The organism is Roseburia zhanii (assembly GCF_014287635.1).
Lineage (GTDB): Bacteria > Bacillota > Clostridia > Lachnospirales > Lachnospiraceae > Roseburia_B > Roseburia_B zhanii.
Genome location: NZ_JACOPH010000010.1, coordinates 45,576 through 68,980 on the forward strand (window position 1 = coordinate 45,576; position 23,405 = coordinate 68,980).

10 protein-coding genes are annotated in these 23,405 nt (G+C 41.5%); 9 read left to right on the forward strand and 1 reads right to left on the reverse strand.

Features of this window, described 5'->3' with window-relative positions:
* The first annotated feature begins 14 nt into the window (after positions 1–14).
* From thiH to H8S17_RS11415, 7 genes are all read left to right on the forward strand, one after another.
* Positions 15–1,226 (forward strand): 2-iminoacetate synthase ThiH, encoded by a 1,212-nt coding sequence (gene thiH, locus H8S17_RS11385; RefSeq protein WP_178050851.1) that lies wholly within the window; start codon positions 15–17, stop codon positions 1,224–1,226.
* Positions 1,207–1,806 (forward strand): thiamine phosphate synthase, encoded by a 600-nt coding sequence (locus tag H8S17_RS11390; RefSeq protein ID WP_186867405.1) that lies wholly within the window; start codon positions 1,207–1,209, stop codon positions 1,804–1,806. The genes thiH and H8S17_RS11390 overlap by 20 nt, the downstream gene beginning before the upstream one ends.
* A 79-nt stretch (positions 1,807–1,885) precedes the next feature.
* Positions 1,886–4,165 carry an ABC transporter substrate binding protein gene (locus H8S17_RS11395; protein WP_186867406.1) on the forward strand — a complete coding sequence of 760 codons (2,280 nt, stop codon included), beginning with the start codon at positions 1,886–1,888 and terminating at the stop codon, positions 4,163–4,165.
* A gap of 54 nt (positions 4,166–4,219) precedes the next feature.
* On the forward strand, positions 4,220–5,566 hold the full coding sequence (locus tag H8S17_RS11400) for an MATE family efflux transporter (RefSeq protein ID WP_186867407.1): 1,347 nt from the start codon (positions 4,220–4,222) through the stop codon (positions 5,564–5,566).
* Between the two features lie 140 nt (positions 5,567–5,706).
* Positions 5,707–14,397: an Ig-like domain-containing protein gene (locus tag H8S17_RS11405; protein ID WP_186867408.1), complete on the forward strand. Its 8,691-nt coding sequence runs from the start codon at positions 5,707–5,709 to the stop codon at positions 14,395–14,397.
* Positions 14,398–14,410: 13 nt separating this feature from the next.
* Positions 14,411–15,499, forward strand: coding sequence for a class B sortase (locus H8S17_RS11410; protein ID WP_186867409.1), 1,089 nt, complete (start codon positions 14,411–14,413; stop codon positions 15,497–15,499).
* A 32-nt stretch (positions 15,500–15,531) separates the two neighbouring features.
* Positions 15,532–17,286, forward strand: coding sequence for a leucine-rich repeat domain-containing protein (locus H8S17_RS11415; protein ID WP_186867410.1), 1,755 nt, complete (start codon positions 15,532–15,534; stop codon positions 17,284–17,286).
* Between the two features lie 817 nt (positions 17,287–18,103).
* Here H8S17_RS11415 and H8S17_RS11420 read toward each other — a convergent pair.
* Positions 18,104–18,361: a TIGR03905 family TSCPD domain-containing protein gene (locus H8S17_RS11420; protein ID WP_178050858.1), complete on the reverse strand. Its 258-nt coding sequence runs from the start codon at positions 18,359–18,361 to the stop codon at positions 18,104–18,106.
* 301 nt (positions 18,362–18,662) lie between these two features.
* Between H8S17_RS11420 and secA the strand changes: the two genes are divergently transcribed.
* Positions 18,663–21,233, forward strand: coding sequence for a preprotein translocase subunit SecA (secA, locus tag H8S17_RS11425; RefSeq protein WP_186867411.1), 2,571 nt, complete (start codon positions 18,663–18,665; stop codon positions 21,231–21,233).
* A gap of 119 nt (positions 21,234–21,352) precedes the next feature.
* A complete protein-coding gene (gene uvrB, locus H8S17_RS11430) occupies positions 21,353–23,341 on the forward strand; it encodes an excinuclease ABC subunit UvrB (protein WP_186867412.1) in 1,989 nt (662 codons plus the stop codon).
* Positions 23,342–23,405: the final 64 nt, after the last annotated feature.

Genomic DNA, 23,405 nt, shown 5'->3' on the forward strand with positions numbered 1-23,405 from the left:
TAAAGGAGCAGAATATGAGCACCAAAGTAAATGAAAGTATTTTAAATGATGAAATCAGGGAACACCAGAAAGAAAACCGGATCGACCATATGAAATATCTGCCGGGTATGGAAGTATTAGATTCTGACATTCCGGATCAGGTGATCACGGCAATGGATGCATATGACTATGACCGTTATACTGATGCAGATGTAAAAGCGGCATTATCACATGAAGTCTGTACGGTAGAAGATTTTAAGGCGCTTCTTTCACCGGCAGCACTGCCGCATTTAGAGGAAATGGCAAAGCGGGCACAGCAGGAAACCAGAAAGCATTTTGGAAATTCCGTCTATATGTTTACGCCGAGTTATATTGCAAATTACTGCGAAAACTATTGTATTTATTGTGGATTTAACTGTCACAACCATATCCACCGTGCAAAATTAGATGCAGATCAGATCGATGAGGAAATGAAGATCATCGCAGAAAGCGGTTTGGAAGAAATTTTGATCTTAACCGGAGAGAGCCGGAAAATGTCTGATGTGGCTTATATCGGAGAAGCCTGCAAGATCGCAAAAAAATATTTTAAAGTGATCGGTCTTGAAGTCTATCCGATGAACAGTGATGAATATGCGTATCTCCATGAATGTGGAGCAGATTATGTCACTGTTTTTCAGGAAACATATAATTCTGACAAATACGAAACCCTGCATTTAGCCGGACATAAACGTATTTTCCCATATCGTGTCAATGCACAGGAGAGAGCGATCTTAGGCGGTATGCGGGGGGTAGGATTTGCGGCTTTGTTAGGTTTAGATGATTTCCGCAAAGATGCATTTGCCACAGGCTATCATGCATATCTGATCCAGAAAAAATATCCACATGCAGAGATCGCTTTTTCCTGTCCAAGACTGCGGCCGATCATCAACAATGATAAGATCAATCCGATGGATGTCCACGAACCACAGTTATTACAGGTCGTATCGGCATACCGTATTTTCATGCCATTTGCAAGTATTACGGTATCAACCAGAGAATGTGCGAGGGTCCGGGATAATCTGATCCAGATCGCAGCAACGAAAATTTCCGCAGGTGTTTCTGTGGGCATCGGAGAGCACTTAGAGGAAGAAGATGCAAAAGGTGACGGCCAGTTTGAAATTTCTGATGGACGAAGCGTAGATGAAGTGTATCAGGCGATTTTAAATGTAGGAATGCAGCCGGTCATGAGTGATTATATCTATGTGTGATCTGATCGCAGTTACCAACAGACATTTGTGTAAGGGAGATTTTTTAGACCGGATCCGTCTGCTTGTGGATTGCAGAGTGCCAAAGATATTGCTGCGGGAAAAAGATCTTTTGCCGGAAGCATATGAAGAACTATCACACAAAGTCTTAGAGATCTGCCGTGCCACAGATACAAAATGTATTTTACATAATTATGTAGATGCAGCTTTGCACGAAAAAGCAGATGCGATCCATCTTCCCTTACAGACTGCCCTGACAGAAAAAGAGAAGCTGACTGCATTTTCGCATCTGGGAATTTCTACGCATTCCATAGAACAGGTAAGAAAAGCAGAAGATATCGGGGCAGCATATGTGACGTATGGTCATGTATTTGCAACAGACTGTAAAAAAGATGTACCGCCAAGAGGACTTGCATCACTTGCAGAGATTACAGCACAGACCGAACTTCCGGTATATGCGATCGGCGGAATCCATATAGAAAACGTAAGATCGGCTCTTGCAGCCGGAGCAAAAGGTGTCTGTATCATGTCAACGGCGATGCAGGCAGAGCAAAAGGAAATTCAGAAATTTTTAGAATTGTAAAATAGAATAGAAAAAGCTATACTAGATTCATGGTGTCATGCAGATACTGCATGAGATGTTCATAGGATGGGGGATACTTATGAAAAAAGGAAGGATCGTATGGCTTTTTCTATTTTTTTTGATACTTTTTTGCACAGTACCGGCAGATGCAAAAGAAGGATCATATGGGCGTGTATTATTTATCAGTTCTTATGATTATTCGTTTAATACCGTACCGTCACAGATGAAAGGGATCGAAGAAGCCTTAGATAAAGACGTACTGTTAAATTATGAATTTATGGATACAAAGTCCGTCAATGATGAAAAGAGCATAGCACTTTTTCATGACAGGCTTTCTTATAAGTTAGAGAAGACGGCACCGTATGATGTTGTGATCGTCGGAGATGATGCGGCATTACAGTTTGTGATCGACTACCGGGAGGAATTATTTTCAGGGATACCGGTTGTATTTGAAGGGATCAATGATACAGAACGTGCGAAGACCGCCGCTGCAGATGGTCTTACAACAGGGGTGATAGAACAGGTTCCCTATAAAGAAAATTTAGAATTAGCTGCTTCTTTATATCCTGACGCAGACAGGATCGTTGCGATCACAGATGATTCGATCAGCGGTTTAGGGGAGATCAAGGAATTTCAGAACTTAGCAGAGTCCTATACAGATTTTCAGTTTGAGGAATTAAATGCTTCCTTATATAGTAAGAAAGAATTTGCAGCAGAATTAGAAAAATTTGATAAACATACGATCGTGATCTTTCTGATCTGCAGCGAAGATAAAGACGGTAATGCCTATACCAACAGAGAAGTAGAAGAAATGATCAAAGAACATGCGAATGTGCCGATCTTCCGCGTAGTGCAGGAAGGTGTCGGAAACGGATTTTTCGGCGGCGCAGTCGTATCATTTGAAGATGCAGGGCAGCTTGCAGGTGAGATGGCAATGAAGATCTTAGAAGGAACGGAACCATCTGAGATCGCTATGGTCGAAAGCAGTACAAATTTATATTATTTTGATGAAGAAGTGGTGAACCGCTATCATATCATAAAGACACAGCTTCCGAAAAAAGCTGAGTTTGTCAATGCAAAGGTTTCCCTGATAGAAAAAAATGCCCATGTGATCGTAGGTATTTTAGTGGTGGCACTGATCTTATCGTTAGTAATTGGGATCGTCGTGATCCTGATGCATTTAGAGGACAGAAATCGGGCAAATGAGGCAAAGACGATCTTTTTATCGAGAATGTCCCATGAGATACGGACACCGATGAATGCGATCCTTGGCATTACAAGTCTGACAAAACAGGCAACGGATGATGAAAAAGTCTTAGGGAATTTAGATAAGATCGAAGGGGCTTCGAAGTTACTGCTTAGTATCTTAAATGATGTATTAGATATGTCGGCAATCGAGAATGGAAAGTTGAAGATCGGAAAAGAGGCGTTTCATTTAGAAACTGCCCTGACACCGGCAGTTGAATTATACGAAACGCTCTGTGCTAAAAAAGGCATTGCTTATACAGTAAAATATGAAGGAGAAGTACCGGAACTGCTCTTAGGTGATGCTCTCCGCTTAAACCAGATCTTAAACAATCTTTTATCAAATGCATTTAAGTTTACAAAAGCAGGCGGAACGGTCAATTTAACGATACGTCCGGTGGAGCGTGTAAATGGTACAGTTTATATTCAGTTTGAAGTGCAGGATACCGGCTGCGGTATGAGCGAAGATATGAAACAGCGTATTTTCCAGCCATTTGAGCAGGAAAGTGCAAAAACAGCATTTTCCCATGGTGGTTCGGGCTTAGGCATGGCGATCACAAAGAATCTGACAGAACTGATGAATGGAACGATTCAGGTAGAAAGTAAAAAGGGGGAGGGAACTGCATTTACAGTGCAGATCCCTTTTGAGGTCGCAGAGAATGAAGCAGATGTGCAGATAGACAGGATAGATGGCACCGCATCAGAAACAGCGTATGACCTGCAGGGCGTGCATATTCTCTTAGCAGATGATACGGAATTGAATTTAGATGTGGCGAGAGAACTGCTAGAACTTGCCGGTGCAGATGTAGACTGTGCAAAGAATGGGCAGGAAGCAGTTGATAAATTTAAGGCTTCTGCAGAAGGAACATATGATATGATATTGATGGATGTACAGATGCCTGTGATAAATGGCTATCAGGCAACAGAACAGATACGGAATTTAGAACGGCAGGATGCGAAGGATATTCCAATCTTAGCAATGACGGCAAATGCATTTACAGAAGATATAGAAGCATCGAAACAAGCCGGAATGGACGATCATATCTCTAAACCGATCGATACGATCCTTCTGTATGCAAAAATAGAACAGTACTGTCACACCAGGACTGCATAAAATAAAGAAAAGAGGATATAGTAAAGGGTAAAATAAATTTGGTGGTGGGATTTTATGCAGCAGAATGATGACCAGTATGAAAAAATGATAAAGACACCGATCCCGAAACTGATCCTGACATTAGCAGTCCCGACGATTATCGGTATGCTCATAACTTCGGCATATAATATGGCAGATGCGTATTTTGTGTCAAAATTAGGAACGAGTGCTTCGGGTGCGATCGGCATTGTTTTTTCCCTGATGGCGATCATACAGGCACTCGGTTTTACCGTCGGTATGGGGAGTGGAAGTACGATCTCAAGGCTTCTTGGAAAAAAAGAAAATGACAAAGCACAGGAAATGGCATCATCAGCACTTGCAGTATCGTTCATACTTGGTATAATTTTAAGTGTAACAGGATTGCTGATGTTAGAAAAAATGATGATGCTTCTTGGTGCAACCAAAAGTATCCTGCCTTATGCGGTGGAATATGCAAAATATATTTTATATGCGGCACCGGTGATGATGGCATCGTTTGTATTAAATAATCTGCTGCGGGCAGAGGGCAAAACGAAACTTGCCATGACCGGTATCGGTATCGGCGGTATTTTAAATATTGCATTAGATCCACTTCTTATATTCGGATTTGGCATGGATATCGGTGGAGCAGCGGTTGCAACGCTGATCAGTCAGGTGATCGGATTTATCGTCCTGCTGTCATTTTTCAGGAAAAAGACGATCCTCCGGTTTTCTATCCGTAAGATTTCGAAAAAATTTACCATTTACAAAGAATTTATCGGAAATGGGATGCCCTCACTTTTCAGACAGGGACTTGCAAGTGTTGCATCTGTAGCTTTAAACCGTGTGGCAGCAGCACAGTCGGATGCGGCAGTAGCAGCCATGTCGATCGTTGGTAAGATTTTTATGATGGTATTCTGTGTACTGATCGGGTTCGGGCAGGGGTATCAGCCGGCAGCCGGTTATAATTATGGTGCGAAGGAATATGGACGGGTGAAAAAAGCATACCGTTTTATGCTCTGGGCAGGAACCGGTGTGATGACGGTACTTGGCATTTTACTTTATGCAGCAGCCCCATGGCTGTTAGAACAGTTTGTATCAGATGACCCAAAAGTAATGGGAATCGGAGTCCGGGCACTTCGGATGCAGTGTGCCGTAATGCCGTTTATGCCGCTTGGAGTGGCTTGTAATATGACATTTCAGGCAGTCGGAAGATCTGCAATGGCTTCTTTTCTTGCAGCGTGCAGACAGGGAGTGTTCTTTCTGCCACTCATCTGGGTACTGCCGAAATTCTATGGGATCGTCGGCATGGAAATTGCCCAGCCGGCAGCAGATGCCGCCACTTTTCTGGTATGTCTGCCTGTGATCCGGCATTTTTTGAAAGGTTTAAAAACAGAAAAATAGTACTTTAGTACTATAATAATTCTGTTAAGATTTTACGATATATGTACTATAAGTATATCTAGATAACGCATAGTGTCGCTATTAGCAGAAAACTGCTTTATCAATATCAGATTTTTCATGGAATGAAAGGGAGAAAGACTATGTACAAGGATGTAGCAAAACGAATTCTAGCCTCAATTCTTATCTTATGTATGATTGGGAGTACGCCGGATCTTACGCTTCTGGCTGGAACGGAAGGAGGAAGCACCGGTGCAGAACACACCTATGCATATGGCAGCAGTGAATCGGCAACAACGAATAATTATATCAATGCCGGAGAATGGATCGCAAATGCGTATACGGTTGAAGCGAATACAGACAGTACGATGAATGTGCAAAAACTTCAGTCAGTTGCATTTGCACTGGACAAGAGTGCACAGAATGGTGACAGCACACAACATATCAAGAGTGCGGATTACCGGATTGATATTTATAAATATAAACCGACAGAGGAAGCAGCAGATGTACTGACTGCCGGAACGCCGGCGGCGACTCTGACAGGTACTTACGAAGCAGATAAGTGTACAGATGGTACTACATATTACAGTGTGGATCTTGCAGATCAGGGTAAGAGCGTTGTACTGGGAAATGGGGAATGTTTTGCAGTAAAAGTAACGCTTTCGAATGCTTTTTCCAAGGCAGATGATGGAACAGCGGAAACGCCTGCAACACAGATTCATTATGAATCTTCCAATGACAATGGTGCAGTCAGCTTTGCAAACGGAAAAAGGCTGACAAATCGTGCAGTCCATATCAAAGCAGTTACCGTAGAGAGTACACAGGAGATCCCAATCGAAGGAGTTCAGTTTACACAGAACAGTCTTACTTTAGTAAAAGGGGAAGAACAGCAGCTTACGGTAGACTATACACCGGCTACCACATCCCAGAGAGGACTGAAATGGGAATCTGATGATAAAAGTGTTGTAACAGTAGATGATAACGGAAAAGTAACAGCCGTTGCAGCAGGAAATGCGAATGTAACAGTAAAATCAGCCGTAGATGACAGCATATCCGATACGATTGGAATTGAAGTCTGCAAAGATATTGCAAATCTTACTTATTCCGTGATCAGTGACCAGACTTATCAGGGGGTGGCCTTAGAACCGACATTTGAAGTGAAAGACGGGGACACAGTACTTGATAAGGCGGCAGGAGATTACGCAGTAACTTACGACAAAAATACCAATGTTGGTCAGGCGTCTGTAAAAGTAACTGCAAATGGTAATGGCTATAAGGGTGAGAAGATCGTCAATTTTAATATCGTACCGGCAGATTTAGGAAATGGAAGTGTAACAGCAGCATGTGCTTCGACTTATCCTGCAACGGGATCGAAAATTGAATTAAGTGATCCTGCAGCAGAATTGACAGTTACTTATACCAATAAGAGCGGTACAAACATCAATCTTAATTATGCAGAAGATGGAAGTGCAGATTTTAAGATCAAAGAATACAAGAACAATATTGCAGCAGGAAATCAGGCTTGCGTTGTATTAGAAGGAACCGGAAATTATACAGGAACGATTGAATGTTATTTCCAGATCAAGGCATCGGCTGCTACAGTCAAAGCATCAGTAGATACACCATCATATACATATGATGGTTCTGCCCAGCGTTCCGATGTGACAGTGAAAGATGGAGAAACTGTATTAAAGAAAGGTCGTGACTATAAGGTAACATATCCTTCTGATGTGACAAGTGCAGGTACAAAGACCATACATATTGAAGGAATCGATGCATACGATGCATATGCAGAAGATGTTACTTATGTGATCCATTCCAGAAGACTGACAAATGGAGTAAAATTTGCTGATCTTCCGAATCAGGTCAGTCCTGTAACAAAAGACAGCTTAGAAGGTTTAAGTGTTACCTATCTTGGAAAAGAACTGACGGTTGATCAGGACTATACGATTGATGTTACAGAAACAACAGGAGAAGTTACTGTTACACTGACAGGAATCGGTAATTTTCAGGGAACAGATTCAAAGACAGTAAAGACAGGTATCAATATTGCAAACTGCACGATTACAGTGGCAAAGGCAACTTATACAGGCAGTGCATTGACACCGGAAGTTACGGTTACGAATGCATCCGGTGATGTTGTGGATGAGAGCAATTGTACGCTGGCATGGCGTAATAATGTGAATGCCGGGGATGCTGCTTCCGTAACAGTGTCCGGTATTAAAGATTATGCCGGTGTGAAAACACAGACATTTCCGATTGATGCAAGAGATATCAATACGGCATCACTTGCTTATACCACTCCGGTTGTTTATCAGAAACCGGCAGATCCTACAGAGCCGGGAATCATCAGTGAACCGACACTGACCTATAATGGACGTACCCTAAAGAAAGGCACGGACTATGATGTAACATTTGAGAATAATGAAGCGGTAGGACAGGCAAAATTCACAGTAAAAGGAAAGGGCAACTTTACCGGAAACGTTGAGAAAAACTATAGTATTTCTACAGCAGATATCAACGACACTACATATATGACATACAGTGGTGTGGATGCAGAATATACTTACACAGGTACAGCAATCGAACCGACTGTGATCTTAAAACAGAATGGTGTACAGTTAGAGAAAGGTACAGATTACAGTGTAACTTACAGCAACAATACAAAGATCGGTACTGCACATATTTATATCAGTGGTGAGGGTAATTACAAGAATTCAGAAACAGAACTCACATTTGAAATCACAAAAGCAAAAATTACAGCAGCGGTTGTAGATGCGATCGATGATCAGGAGTTTACCGGAAAAGCCATAAAGCCGGCATTTGCAGTATCTGTAGATGGTGTAGCGTTGACAGCAGGCGTAGACTTTGATGTAGACTACGCAGATAACATTGAGGCAGGAAAAGCAACCATTACTTTAACCGGAAAGAATAATTATACCGGAACAAAGACAACTTCTTTCGGGATCTTAAAAGATATCAGTACGAATACGAATACCGTTAAGATTGCACCGATTGAAGCACAGGAATATGCAGGAGATGCTGTGAAACCGGATATTGTTGTTACAGATACTTATCAGGATGGAACAACAGTTTATACCTTAGAAGCATCGAAAGACTACACAGTAGACTATGCAGCCAATAATGATATTGGAACTGCAACAGTGACAGTAACTGGCAAAGGATATTATAAAAACAGCCTGACAGCTAATTTTGAGATCGTTCAGGGTGATCTTGGTGAAGATAATACATTGGTGAAAGCAGTTCTTACAAATGCAAATCCAAATGCATTGCGTTTTACAGGAAGTGAAATCAGACCGGAGATCAAGGTTACCTGCAATGGACATGTCCTTTCAAATCCGACAGATTATAAAACGAATTATTTTTATAATACGGATGTGACAAATAGTGGAAGTACGAGAGTAAGGATTTATGGTGCAGGTAAATTTGCAGGAACAAGAACCATATACTTTAAGATCATACCAAAAGATATTTCCTATGATCGTGCAATTGCTGTAGAGGTGCCCGCCATTGATGCACTTGTGCTCGAAGCAAAAGGACATCCTGATGTAACCGTAAAGGATATGGACAGAAACAGCTCTGGCGGCAAATTGTCCGCAGGAGAAACAGCTGGCTATCTTCTTACGGAGGGAGAATCAAAAGATTACACATTAGGTGATGTGAAAGTAAATGCAGATGGAAGTGCGACCGTCGAGATCATAGGACAGAATAATTATGCCGGCAGCCTGATTGTTCCATTTACAGTAAATAAGACAGATACCGGAAATGTGACGATCAAATCCTCCCTTCCGGCTGATCAGAAGTCATTTACTTACACTGGAAACACGATTATTCCAAAACCGGAAGTTACCATGTCTGTAGATGGACTGACAACAACATTAGAGGAAGGCACAGATTATACTGTATCCTCAGATGCAGTAGATGTAGGTACAGGATATACCTATACAATAAACTTTACTGGTAAATATACCGGAACCTATATAGGAAAAGATACCTTTGCAGTTACAGCAAAAAATATCAGTGATGCAGATGTAACAGTAGATGATATCCCAAATCAGGTATATACCGGTCTGCCACTGAAACCGGCAGTTACCGTAAGATATAATGGAAATGTAGTCAATAAGAGCAATTATACAATAGATTATTCTAACAACACAGAGTCAGGTGCAACTGCAACCGTAGCGATCACAGGACAGAAGAACTTTACCGGCAGCAGGACGGCAGTCTTCCAGATCAGACAGAGTTTTGAAGGCGAGATCTCAGTAACAGGTCTTGAAAATGCATTTGTATATACTTCAAAACCGATCGAACCACAGGTAGAAGTACTTGCAAATGGGAAACCGTTAGTAAATGGTGTTGATTATACGTTAAGTTATAAGAATAATATCAATGCAAATGATGTTTCCGGAGGGAAACCTGCATACGTGATCGTAAATGGTGCAGGGGAATATGCCGGTGAAAAGCGGTTTAAATTTACGATCAGTCGTAAGAATGTATTAGATGACGATGTAGATATTGAAGTAGAAGATGCGACATTTACAGGTGGAATGATCCAGCCGAAAGTGAAGATCACTTACCATCTTCCGGATGGAAGTGATTATGTACTCAAAAATCAGGCAACAGCAGGTAATAATAGGGATTATGATGCAGATATCGGATCGTCGTCAAGTGTAGGAGAACAGGTTACAGTTAAGATCATCCCATCTGGTATAAACTTTTATGTAGAAGATGGATATTTTACAAAAACGTTTAGAATTTTACCAAAAGATCTGACAGGCAGCGATCAGGCATTATTATCTGATTACACGATCACTTGTCCGGCAGAGGTACAGTATGATGCAGCCATAACCGTTTATGAACCGAACGTTATATTAAAAGATAAGTCAAGAGCTTCTGATGGAACACCGCAGACTTCAGGAAGTACATTCTATCAGTTAGAAAAAGGTAAAGATTATACGATCACATACCAGAATAATACACGACCGGGAACTGCTACTTATACGATTGAAGGAAAGGGTAATTATACAGGCACATACAAAGGCAGCTTTACGATCTTAGCGAACTTAAAAGATGCTACTGTAGTGATCAAAGACCAGACCTATACAGGAAATCCGATCACACCATCCTTTACCGTATCATTTGGTGACATGACACTTCGGAATGAAGTTGATTATACATATGAGTTTAGCGACAATACCAATGCAGGAACGGCAACACTGACTATTATTGGAACAGGAAGTTATGCAGGCTCACGAAAAGACCAGACATTTAAGATCCTGCAGAAACCGATCGGTGATGCCGATGTGATCATGAGCCATGTATATGGTTCCTACAGCTATACCGGTGAGGATGTACATCCGGATCCGCATTTTACATATAATGGTAAGAAACTAGCTTTAAATACAGACTTTACCTGTACTTATCAGGATGGATGCTCAAAAGCAGGCGAATGGTACAGCTTTACAGTAGAAGGTATTGGAAACTTTACCGGTACATTAAATAAAGAATATCAGATCGGTAATAATTATACAGACAGTACCGTAAAAGTTACATTGTCTGATTATTCCTTTGAATATACCGGCAAACCGATCACACCGATGGTAAGAGTTACAGAGATCAATGCTCCGTATACAGAATTAAAACAGAATATTGATTATCAGTTTGAGTATGAGGATAATGTGGATGCAGGAACAGCTTATGTCAATACATGGGGGGATCCGAAACAGAGCAAATATGCAGGAAATGTATCAGTTCCATTTGAGATCACACCAAAGAGTATCAGTGATGATGATGTAGCAGTTGCTTCTGTAGCAGATACGACTTATACAAGAGAAGCGATCGAGCCGACACCGGTTGTTACATGGAATGGCAAAGAACTGATCGCAGGTGAAGATTTTAACTATGTATATAAAAATAATAAAGATGCCGGAACAGCAACGGTAACGATTGAGGGAATTGGCAACTTTACCGGATCGAAATCAGTAGATTTTGAGATCAAAAGAAAAGATATCAGCGGAGTTGCTTCTGATATTACGATCGCAGATGTCCCAGACCAGATCTATACCGGAAAAGCATCAGAACCGAAGCCGGAGATCACATGGAATGATGTGGCATTAGATCCAAGAAGTGATTATACACTTACTTATGATAATAATATCGAATTAGGTGAAGCAACCGTAACGATCGAAGGTATTGGCAATTATACCGGTACTGTGGTTAAGAAGTTTAATATTATCAAAGTCCCGGTAGAACGTATGGAAATGGAATACCAGAAGGTATGGCAGTATACCGGTAATCCGATCGAGCCGCCAGTGAAGATCTCTTATGAAGATACAGCAGGCAATAAGATCTCATTAGATAACAGTGAATTTACGATCACATATAAGAATACAATAGACTGTGGTGTAGAAACCGGTTTGATCACAATAACCGGAAATGGCAATTACGAAGGAACGAAGAAATGTTTCTATACGATTGAGCAGCGTGCATTGACCGATGCAGCGGTCACAATGGATAAGATCCCAAGTCAGGTATTAGATGCGGATAATAAAGCAGAGCCGAAGCCGGTGATCATATTCAGACCGGATTCAAAGACAACATATACCCTGATCGAAGGTGCTGACTATGAAATTTCCTATACAAACAATACTGTAGTAGGTGGAAATGGAACGATCACGATCAAAGGTCTGCATAATTTCACAGGAACGCTTTCACAGCAGTTTTATATCGGAAAAGATATCAAACAGTATATTGACAGCATAGAATTTGTAGACACACCGGATTATATCTATAATGGTAAAGCACATACACCGGCGATCAAGGTCAACTTAAAAGATGGTGTCAGTGCAGATTTAGTAGAAGGCAGGGATTACGAAGTCTTATACGATGGTCAGTCAAAAGACAGCATCACAGATGATACTTATGCAACAAAAGCAGGTCTGCATAAAGTCTCTCTCAGCGGCTTAGATCCATATGGCGGTGGAATAGAACTTACTTATGAGATCAGTAAACGTGATATCAATAAAGTGAAATTTGATATTGAAGACCAGTCTTATACAGGAAGTGAAGTACATCCGTTTATCATGGGTATTGATGTAGATGCAAATACCACATTAGGCGAAGATGAATCTACAGCAGTAAACACCGGAGATATCAGCAGAGATGGTATGCTTGTAAATAAAAATGCATTTACGACTTCATACGAAGGTAACTGCACAGATATCGGTACTGTAAAAGTGACGATCACAGCAACGGATGCTTCAAACTATACAGGCAGCAGGGAATTAGAATTTAAGATTGTGCCAAAGGATCTTAACAGTGATGCAGTTTTAAGCAGTACAGTTGAGAAGCAGGAGTATACCGGAAAAGCAGTCACACCGGGTGTAGAGCTGACCGACTTACAGAGAAATCCGGATGGAGAAGTTTTTGATCCGGCAGTAGATACCAAGTATTATACCTTAGTAGAAGGAGTAGATTATAACGTAGAATATACGGATAACATTTATCCAGGTGTAGTGACGATGACGATTACAGGTGTAAACCACTATACCGGAACACTTGCTAAGCGGTTTGAGATCACCGCTGATCTTGCAAATGCAGTGATCGCTCCGATACCGGCACAGATGTACCAGAATGGAACACCGGTCACACCGGAATTAACCGTAACATTAGGAGACCGTACCTTATTATTGAACTTTGATTATACCGTTACTTACAGTAACAATACCGGACGCGGAACAGCAACAGCTACGATCTATCCGGTAGCAGGAAGTATGTATACCGGAAGCCAGTCAGCAACATTCGAGATCAGCCGTGAATTATCATCCGATACAGTAACGGTTATGATGATCGACCGCAGTTTCAGTTATACTGGTTCTGCGATCACTCCGGAGATCGGTGTGATCTATGGTGACAACCAGAGATTGACCGCAGGTGTAGATTATACGGTATCTTATGAAAATAATGTCAATGTCGGTACAGCAACTGCAAGGATCACAGGAACAGGAGTCTTTACAGGAACAGTACTTGTGAACTTCACGATCATCAAACGTAGCATTATAAGGTGTAACTTTGGTAATATTTTAGAGCAGTTATATAATGGAAGTGCAACAGACCAGACACCGTTAGTTACCGATGGAGGACGTACGTTAACAGCAGGTACAGACTATACGGTCGCTTATGTAAATAATACACAGCCGGGTATTGCAACGATGACGATTACCGGTAAAGGAAATTATGGCGGTATTAAGACGATCCGCTATCTGATCAATGTAAAAGACATGACAGAAATAACAGCAAGTGCAGCAAGCAGTAAAGTAAAACTGTCATGGGATCCGGTAGATGGAGCTGGCGGATATGCGATCTATACAGCAGATAATAAGCTGATCGCAAAGACAACGGCAACATCTTATACACATAAGAAGTTGAAATCCATGAAGACATATACATATAAAGTAAGACCATATGTTGTGTCAGACGGAGCATGTTATTATGGAGGATTCTCCAACACGATCAGTATTATGACAAAACCTGCAAAAGTATCGAAAGTGAAGCTGAAGGCAGGGAACGGTCAGACCACAATAAAATGGAAGAAGATCAAAGGTGTCAGCGGTTATGCAATTTACAGAAGCACGAAGAAGTCCGGCAGTTACAAGAAAATCAAGACAGTAAAGAAAGCTTCGACAACCAGCTACACGAATAAGAACTTAAGCAGCAATAAGAAATATTATTATAAAGTCAGAGCATACAAAAAGGTAAAGGGCAAGAAGGTTTACGGCAGTTATTCTTCCGTAAAATCAGTCAGAACAAAATAAAGGGTAGCTTTTTATGGCGGAAAAATACAGAATAGGTGCATATGAGTTTGAAACTCGTGAAGCATGGGAAAATGCCCTTGATGATGTCAAAAAAATTGAATCCATTGTGGATCGGATAGATATTGATGATCCCGAACATGTATTGTCGATCTATAAACTGATCCGCAATGGAAAGATAAAGTTTAAAAGTGAATTAGGAGCAGTTTTTCTCTGCGATCTGTCAGACCGGGTGGCACAGTATTCACAGATGAAGATGGCAGAAAAACCGTCGGGAAAGACGTTTCTATATAAAGTGGCAGGAATTGCCTTTATGGTACTTGCCATAATCTGTTTTTTGGTATATGGTTATTTTGGATACCGTGAAAAGCAGGCAACACGTAAGTTAGAAGAACAGCAGAACCAGAAGGATATCTCGCGTGCGATCGGCTGGTACGTTGACAGAGTCAAAGAGAAGAACCAGACATCGGAAGGTGATGCAGCTGCAACACCACAGACCACAGAGGCAGAAAGCAGGAAAACTCTTGAGATCTTACAGGAGTATCAGGTCTGGTGCGATAGAAATCCCGATTTTGCAGGATGGTTACAGATCGATGATACACAGATCAATCTGCCGGTTCTTAAGACAACGGATAATGAATATTATCTTCACAAAGATATTGATAAAAATGATGATATCAATGGAACACTTTTTTTAGATTATCGTGATAACATCGAAACACCGAGTACAAATATGATCATCTATGGTCATAATATGAAAAGCGGTGAGATGTTTGGGGGACTGAAAAAGTATTTAGATGCAGATTATGTGGCATCCCATGACAAGATCCATTTCGATACGATTTATGAGAAACGGGTATATCAGGTGATTGCTGTATGCCTTTCAGAAGTTGGATATCAGGATGATGCAACGGAACGGTATTACAATTTTATTGATGCAGATGATACAGGAAATCTACAGACATTCTTAAGTACGATCCGGGAATGTGCTGTATATGATAAAACACAGGATGTGACAGATGACGACAGTTTTCTGACGTTATCTACCTGTAACAGCTATGTCGAAGATGGAAGACTCTTTGTCGTAGCAAAAAAAATACAATAGCAGGGAAGCTATGGAGTATAGGAGTGGTGAAAATGAAAAAAAGTCTATTAGTACGTGCAGGAGCTATTGTCATGATGCTGGTCGCAACATTCTTTCTGCTTGTACCTGATATGGTACGTGCAGGCGGGGATGCTGCAGGAGAGCCATCAACAGAAGTGACAGCTGAGACACCAGCGGGGGAACCGGAACAACCGGCAGCGAAGCCGGAAACACCATCAGAACCGGCAACAGAGCAACCATCGACAGAGCCGGCAGAACCGGAACAGCCGGCAACAGAACAACCGGAACAAGAACCGGAAACACCGTCAGAGCCATCGACAGAACAGCCGGCGACGGAACAGCCATCGACAGAACAACCGGCAACGGAGCAGCCATCGACAGAACAGCCGGCAACGGAGCAGCCATCGACAGAACAGCCGGCGACCGAACAGCCAGCGGCAGAGCAGCCGGTAGAAGAAACCCCATCAACAGAACAGACAGCTACAGAAACACCGGCAGCAGAAGATACTGCACAGAATACAGAAGAAGTGCAGAAAAGATTAGCTGAACTGAGAAAAGGTTTAGATGCAGACGTGTCTACAAGGACAGTCACACCGATCAGTAATGATAAATTAGTGATCGGAAGTGATGCAACAGATGGATTTATCATTGAAGGAACGACGATCACCGGATATCAGGGAATAGGTGGACATATAATTATTCCGGAAGGAATTACAACGATCGGTGATAATGCATTTTTTGGAGTTACGTCTATTACAGGCGTAACATTCCCGGGTAGTTTACAGACAATCGGAAGTTCTGCATTTAATGGATGTAGTAATCTTGCAGAAGTTACGATTCCTGCAAGTGTGACAACCGTTGGAGTATCCGCCTTTGCAAATTGTACAGGACTAGGTTCTGTTGGACTTACATCTTCAACAGGTACAGTCGTACAGGGAGAATTTTATAATTGTATCAGTCTGACAAGTATTGCAGTTCCGGAAGGAGTATCAAGCGTGGCATCACAGGCATTTGGAAACTGCAGTAACTTAACGGCGGTATCATTACCGGCTTCATTAGCAAGTTTAGATATGAATGCATTTGCCGGAGATGTAAACCTTGGATCTATTTCAGTTGCAGAGGGAAATGGCAGCTATTCATCATATGATGGCTGTGTATATACTGCAGGTGGAGCACAGATGCTTTTGTGCCCGGCAGGTAAGACATCTGTAACGTTCAGTTCCGGTATCCAGGGTATCTCATCAGGAGCGTTTACAGGATGCAATTATCTGACAAGCGTAACAGTTCCGGCATCTGCAAGCACGATCGCATCTGATGCATTTGCAGGAAGTGCGATCCGTTCCGTAACAATTCCGTCACAGGTAACTGCAATTGGATCACAGTCTGCATGGACTCCGAATGTCGTATATGGTTACAGTGGTTCTACAGCGGAATCATGGGCAGATGAAAACAATTATGTATTTGAAACATTAGATGGTTCAAATAGTAATAAACCAGATCATGATGACGATGATCCGGTAAAGCCGGATGATCCGGAAAAGCCAGGTAATGGCAATGGTGGCAGTTCTAACAGTGGAACAAATACCACAACCGTAACAGCCGCAGGACCTGCTGTAGCAACCGGTACTTATGCAACAATTTCTTCAAATGGCGGAAACCATGTAAAGGATGCAACACCAAAGACCGGTGTAGAAGATTATGGAAGATATTTCCTGTTTTCAGCAATATTACTGATCGGAGCAGCATTTTTTGCATACAGTATGAAACTTAGTTACGAGGGAAAATAATTTAGATTTCTAGTGCCGATGGAAGATCAGTGCACGTACAAAAGACTTTTTAAGATAGAGAGATATGACTGAGGCAGAATGGCGGTCATATCTCTTTTTACATAATAGGAAAGCTGGCAGATTTAAACGCACAAAGCGAAGGCGACATCAAATGCTTTATTCGATGCCGCCTTCTAAACTATACTGTCCATGGGACTGTACCTTCCTTATTTAATTATTTTCCATTACCAAAATCCGTAATACGATTTCCCTTTTGTTTTCCATGAAGTTTTGAACTGGAATCATATCTGAATATTTCATCTGATCCTCCATTCACGGTTCTCTTTTCTTTCGTTTCATGGTATCGTCCGGATTCATTTCACGAATCTGTTGTCTGGAATCTCTTTTTCGGAAATCTGTAATTCTTATTTAAAAATTCTGTGAATTTCCGACTCCTTTTTGTTATTTCAAAAGGATGTTTGAAGTGTTACGTTACTGTTTTGGTGGACTGTACCTCCTTTGTATGAAATTTGTTTTTGATTGTTAAGTAATCGTTTCTGGTGGAATCTCCCTCTTTCATTCCCGTTTCTTCTCCGGTTATTTTTAATTGTCTTTCTTTGTTTTGTTGTATTCATTTTATCTAATAATCATTGAAATGTCAATGCAAAATTTAGATTTTATTATTTAGTAATTCTTATAATTAGAAAAAGATTCATAATCTATAGAATATTCTGACAATTATAGAATACTGAAAAAGACGTTCAATATTGCGGTTATATTCTTATGTATCTGAACAGTGGGTGTTCAGGTACATAAGAAATGTATATGGTGCTGTACATCAGGCATTCTGCTCAAGTGCTGCACGACAGGCTTTGGCAAGCTGGTCGCCGCAGGATGTATTCTTAAAGCCACAATGGATGCCGCTGATACGGCTTTCAATTTCTTCAACGGTCATGCCTTCTACCAGTTTTGGAATGGCTTTTAAGTTGCCGTCACAGCCGCCGGTAAATTTCACATTGTGTACGACATTGCCATCTAATTCTAATTCAATCTGTGAAGAACAGGTTCCTTTGGTGCGGTAAGTAAATTTCTTCATAAAGAAAACTCCTTTCTGACATATTTGTGATTATTTTTAATGTCTGCGGATCTAAAGATCCGCCTTTGCTGCATACGAGGGATTATAGCACGATTTTTTTGATTCGTCCATGCAGGTGTGATATGAGAAAAGTTAGCATCTGTTATTAAAAATTTAACAATTCGTTCACGGCTTTCTCTATTGTGAATAATGCGGGAAAGTGGTACAATAAACGTTGTGTGCAGTAAACAGGCACACGTTTGACAGTAAAATCTGTCAGCACGTATAACGCTGGCAGAAAGAGATTTGATAGGAGTAGTATATGAACGCATTTACAAAGATATTTGGTACACACAGCGAAAGAGAGCTGAAGAGAATTTATCCGATCGTGGATAAGATTGAATCTTATCAGGATGCAATGAGAGCGTTGACGGACGAGCAGTTGAAAGATAAGACCAAAGAGTTCAAGAAACGTTTGCAGGATGGGGAAACTTTAGACGACCTTCTTCCGGAAGCATTTGCAACAGTAAGAGAAGCAGCAAAGCGTGTACTGAACATGGAACATTATAGAGTACAGTTGATCGGTGGTATTATTTTATCTCAGGGACGTATTGCAGAGATGCGTACCGGTGAAGGTAAGACATTGGTATCTACCCTTCCGGCATATCTGAATGCATTAGAGGGCAAGGGAGTTTACATCGTAACAGTGAATGATTACCTTGCAAAACGTGATGCTGAGTGGATGGGTAAGGTACATGAGTTTTTAGGACTGACTGTTGGTGTTGTGTTAAATTCCATGGATAATGACGAACGCCGTGAAGCATATAATTGTGATATCACTTATATTACAAATAATGAGTTAGGATTTGATTACTTAAGAGATAACATGGTGATCTATAAAGAGCAGCTTGTACAGAGAGGGCTTCATTATGCGATCATCGATGAGGTGGACTCTGTATTGATCGACGAAGCAAGGACACCGCTTATCATTTCCGGTCAGAGTGGCAAATCCACACGTTTATACGAAGCCTGTGATATTTTAGCACACCAGTTGATCCGTGGTGAAGAAAGTCAGGAATTTTCCAAGATGGATGCCATCATGGGCGTTGAGATCGAAGAGACAGGTGACTTTATCGTCAATGAAAAAGACAAAGTCATAAATCTGACACAGGAAGGTGTAAAAAAGGTAGAGCAGTTCTTCCGTATTGATAACCTTGCAGATGCAGAAAACTTAGAGATCCAGCATAATATCATTCTTGCCCTGCGTGCAAATTACCTGATGTTCAAGGATCAGGATTATGTTGTGCAAGATGATGAAGTTCTGATCGTAGATGACTTTACCGGACGTATCATGCCGGGACGACGCTATTCTGATGGACTGCATCAGGCGATTGAAGCGAAGGAACATGTAAAAGTTAAGAGAGAGAGTAAGACACTTGCAACGATCACATTCCAGAACTTCTTTAATAAATTTGAAAAGAAATCCGGTATGACAGGTACTGCACTTACCGAAGAAAAAGAATTTCGTGATATTTACGCTATGGACGTTGTGGAAATCCCGACGAACCGTCCGGTACAGCGTATTGACCTGCAGGATGTTGTATATAAGACAAAAAAAGAAAAATTCCATGCTGTCTGTGATGCTGTAGAAGAAGCACATGCAAAAGGACAGCCGGTATTAGTTGGTACGATCACGATCGAAACATCTGAGGAGATCAGTAAGATGTTGAAACGCCGTGGAATAGAGCATAATGTTTTGAATGCAAAATTCCATGAATTAGAAGCTGAGATCGTTGCACAGGCAGGACAGCATGGTGCAGTTACGATCGCAACAAACATGGCAGGCCGTGGTACGGATATCAAGTTAGATGATGAAGCAAGAGCAGCAGGTGGCCTTAAGATCATCGGTACAGAACGCCATGAATCCAGACGTATTGATAACCAGCTGCGTGGACGTTCCGGTCGTCAGGGTGATCCGGGTGAATCCCAGTTCTACATCTCCTTAGAGGATGATCTGATGCGCCTGTTCGGATCCGAGAAGCTGATGTCAATGTTTAATGCTTTAGGAGTGCCGGATGGAGAACAGATCCAGCATAAGATGTTATCCAGTGCGATTGAAAAGGCACAGAGCAAGATTGAATTTAACAACTTTGGTATTCGTAAGAATCTGTTAGAATACGATCAGGTTATGAACGACCAGAGAGAGATCATTTATGCAGAACGTCTGCGTGTGTTAAATGGTGAAAGTATGCGTGATGTGATCTTTAAGATGATCACAGACCGTGTAGAAGCTACGGTAGATATGTGCATTTCCAATGAACTTTCCGCCGATGAGTGGGATGTCAAGGAATTAAATGAAGTCCTGCTCCCGATGATTCCGGTTGAACCAGTCACACCAGATACTGTAAAAGGTATGAGAAACAGCAAGGAACTGAAACATCTTTTAAAAGAACAGGCAGTCAAGTTATATGAAGAAAAGGAAACAGAGTTCCCTGATCCGGAACAGTTCCGTGAATTAGAACGTGTAGTCCTGTTGAAAGTGATCGACAGAAAATGGATGGATCATATCGACGATATGGATCAGCTGCGTCAGGGTATCGGTTTACAGGCTTATGGTCAGCGTGATCCGTTAGTAGAGTATAAGACAAGAGGATTCGATATGTTTGATCATATGATTTCAGGCATTCAGGAAGATACAGTCCGTCTGTTATATCATGTACGCATTGAAGAAAAAGTAGAGCGTGAGCAGGTAGCAAAAGTGACAGGAACAAATAAAGATGATTCTGTTGCAAGTGCACCGAAAAAGCGTGACAAGGCAAAAGTATATCCAAACGACCCATGCCCATGCGGAAGCGGCAAGAAATATAAACAGTGCTGTGGCAGAAAAATGTAATCGAACAAATATTCGAAAAAATATTGTAATTACAAAATTGCTATGTTATAATAAGGGAACAGGTGTAAAAGCCTGTTCCCTTTGTCATACTAAAGGTAATATCATTTGGAGGAATGTGTATGGATCATTTTGTCTTACATTCAAAATATAAACCCACCGGCGACCAGCCGCAGGCGATAGAAGCCCTTACCAAGGGATTCCTGGAGGGTAACCAGTTTCAGACATTACTAGGTGTTACAGGTTCCGGTAAGACATTTACAATGGCGAACATCATAGAACGGTTGAACCGTCCGACATTGATCATTTCACATAATAAGACACTCGCTGCACAGCTTTATGGTGAATTTAAGGAGTTTTTTCCGGAAAATGCGGTAGAATACTTTGTGTCATATTATGACTACTATCAGCCGGAAGCCTATGTGCCGTCAACAGATACTTATATAGCGAAAGATTCTGCGATCAACGAGGAGATTGATAAACTGCGTTTATCAGCAACAGCGGCACTTGTAGAGCGTAGAGATGTGATCATCATTGCGAGTGTATCATGTATCTACGGTTTAGGAAGTCCGGTCGATTATCAGAACATGATGGTATCACTGCGCCCGGGACAGGAGAAAGACCGTGACGAAGTCATTCAGAAGCTGATCAGTATCCAGTATACGAGAAATGATATGGATTTTCATAGAGGTACTTTCCGTGTCAGAGGAGATGTACTTGAGATCTTCCCGGCAAATTTCAGTGATACAGCATATCGTGTGGAATTTTTTGGAGATGAGATCGACCGCATCACAGAAGTAGATGTGCTGACAGGTGAGATCAAGAATGAATTAGAGCATATTGCAGTATTTCCGGCATCCCACTATGTTGTGCCACAGGAGAAGATCAATCAGGCATGTGTGGAGATTGAAAAAGAAATGGAAGAACGTGTGCGCTATTTTAAGGGCAATGACAAGCTGTTAGAAGCACAGCGGATCGCAGAACGCACGAATTTTGATGTTGAGATGCTGCGGGAAACCGGATTTTGCAGCGGGATCGAGAATTATTCCAGACATTTAGCAGGAATGCCCGCAGGAGCAACGCCACATACATTGATGGATTATTTTCCGGATGATTTTCTGATCATGGTAGACGAGTCACATATTACGATCCCACAGGTCAGGGGCATGTATGCAGGTGACCAGTCGAGGAAAAGCACATTGGTGGATTATGGCTTCCGCCTGCCATCTGCAAAAGATAACCGTCCGCTTAATTTTGATGAATTTGAGAGTAAGATCAATCAGATGCTGTTTGTATCCGCAACACCGAATGTCTATGAAGATGAACATGAATTATTGCGTGTAGAACAGATCATCAGACCGACAGGTCTGCTTGATCCAAAGGTTGAAGTCCGTCCGGTAGAAGGACAGATTGACGATCTGATCGCAGAGGTGAAAAAAGAAACTGCACAGCATCATAAGATCCTGATCACGACACTGACGAAACGCATGGCGGAAGATCTGACCGATTATATGAATGAAGTCGGCATCAGAGTCAAGTATCTGCATTCGGACATTGATACCTTAGAGCGTTCAGAGATCATCCGTGATATGCGTTTAGATGTATTTGATGTACTGGTCGGAATCAACCTGTTAAGAGAAGGACTTGATATACCGGAGATCACACTGGTAGCTATTTTAGATGCGGATAAAGAAGGTTTTTTACGTTCTGAAACCTCCCTGATCCAGACAATCGGACGGGCAGCACGTAATTCAGAAGGCCATGTTATCATGTATGCTGATAATATAACAGATTCCATGCGTGTTGCGATGGAAGAAACAGAACGAAGACGTAAGATCCAGCAGCAATATAATGAAGAACATGGGATCACGCCTCAGACGATCCAGAAGTCCGTACGTGATCTGATCAGTATTTCCAGAAAAGTTGCCAGAGAAGAACAGCGGTTTGAGAAAGATCCGGAATCCATGAACCGGAAAGAATTAGAAAAACTGATCGGAGAAGTAAAACGTAAAATGGAACGTGCAGCAGCAGATCTTGATTTTGAGAACGCAGCACAATTGAGAGACCAGATGATAGATTTGAAGAAATTACTGAATGATATAGATGCATGATCAAGGATAATATACATGGCTGATGTATGAGAGGATCAATCATGATCAGGTACTGTAGATATAT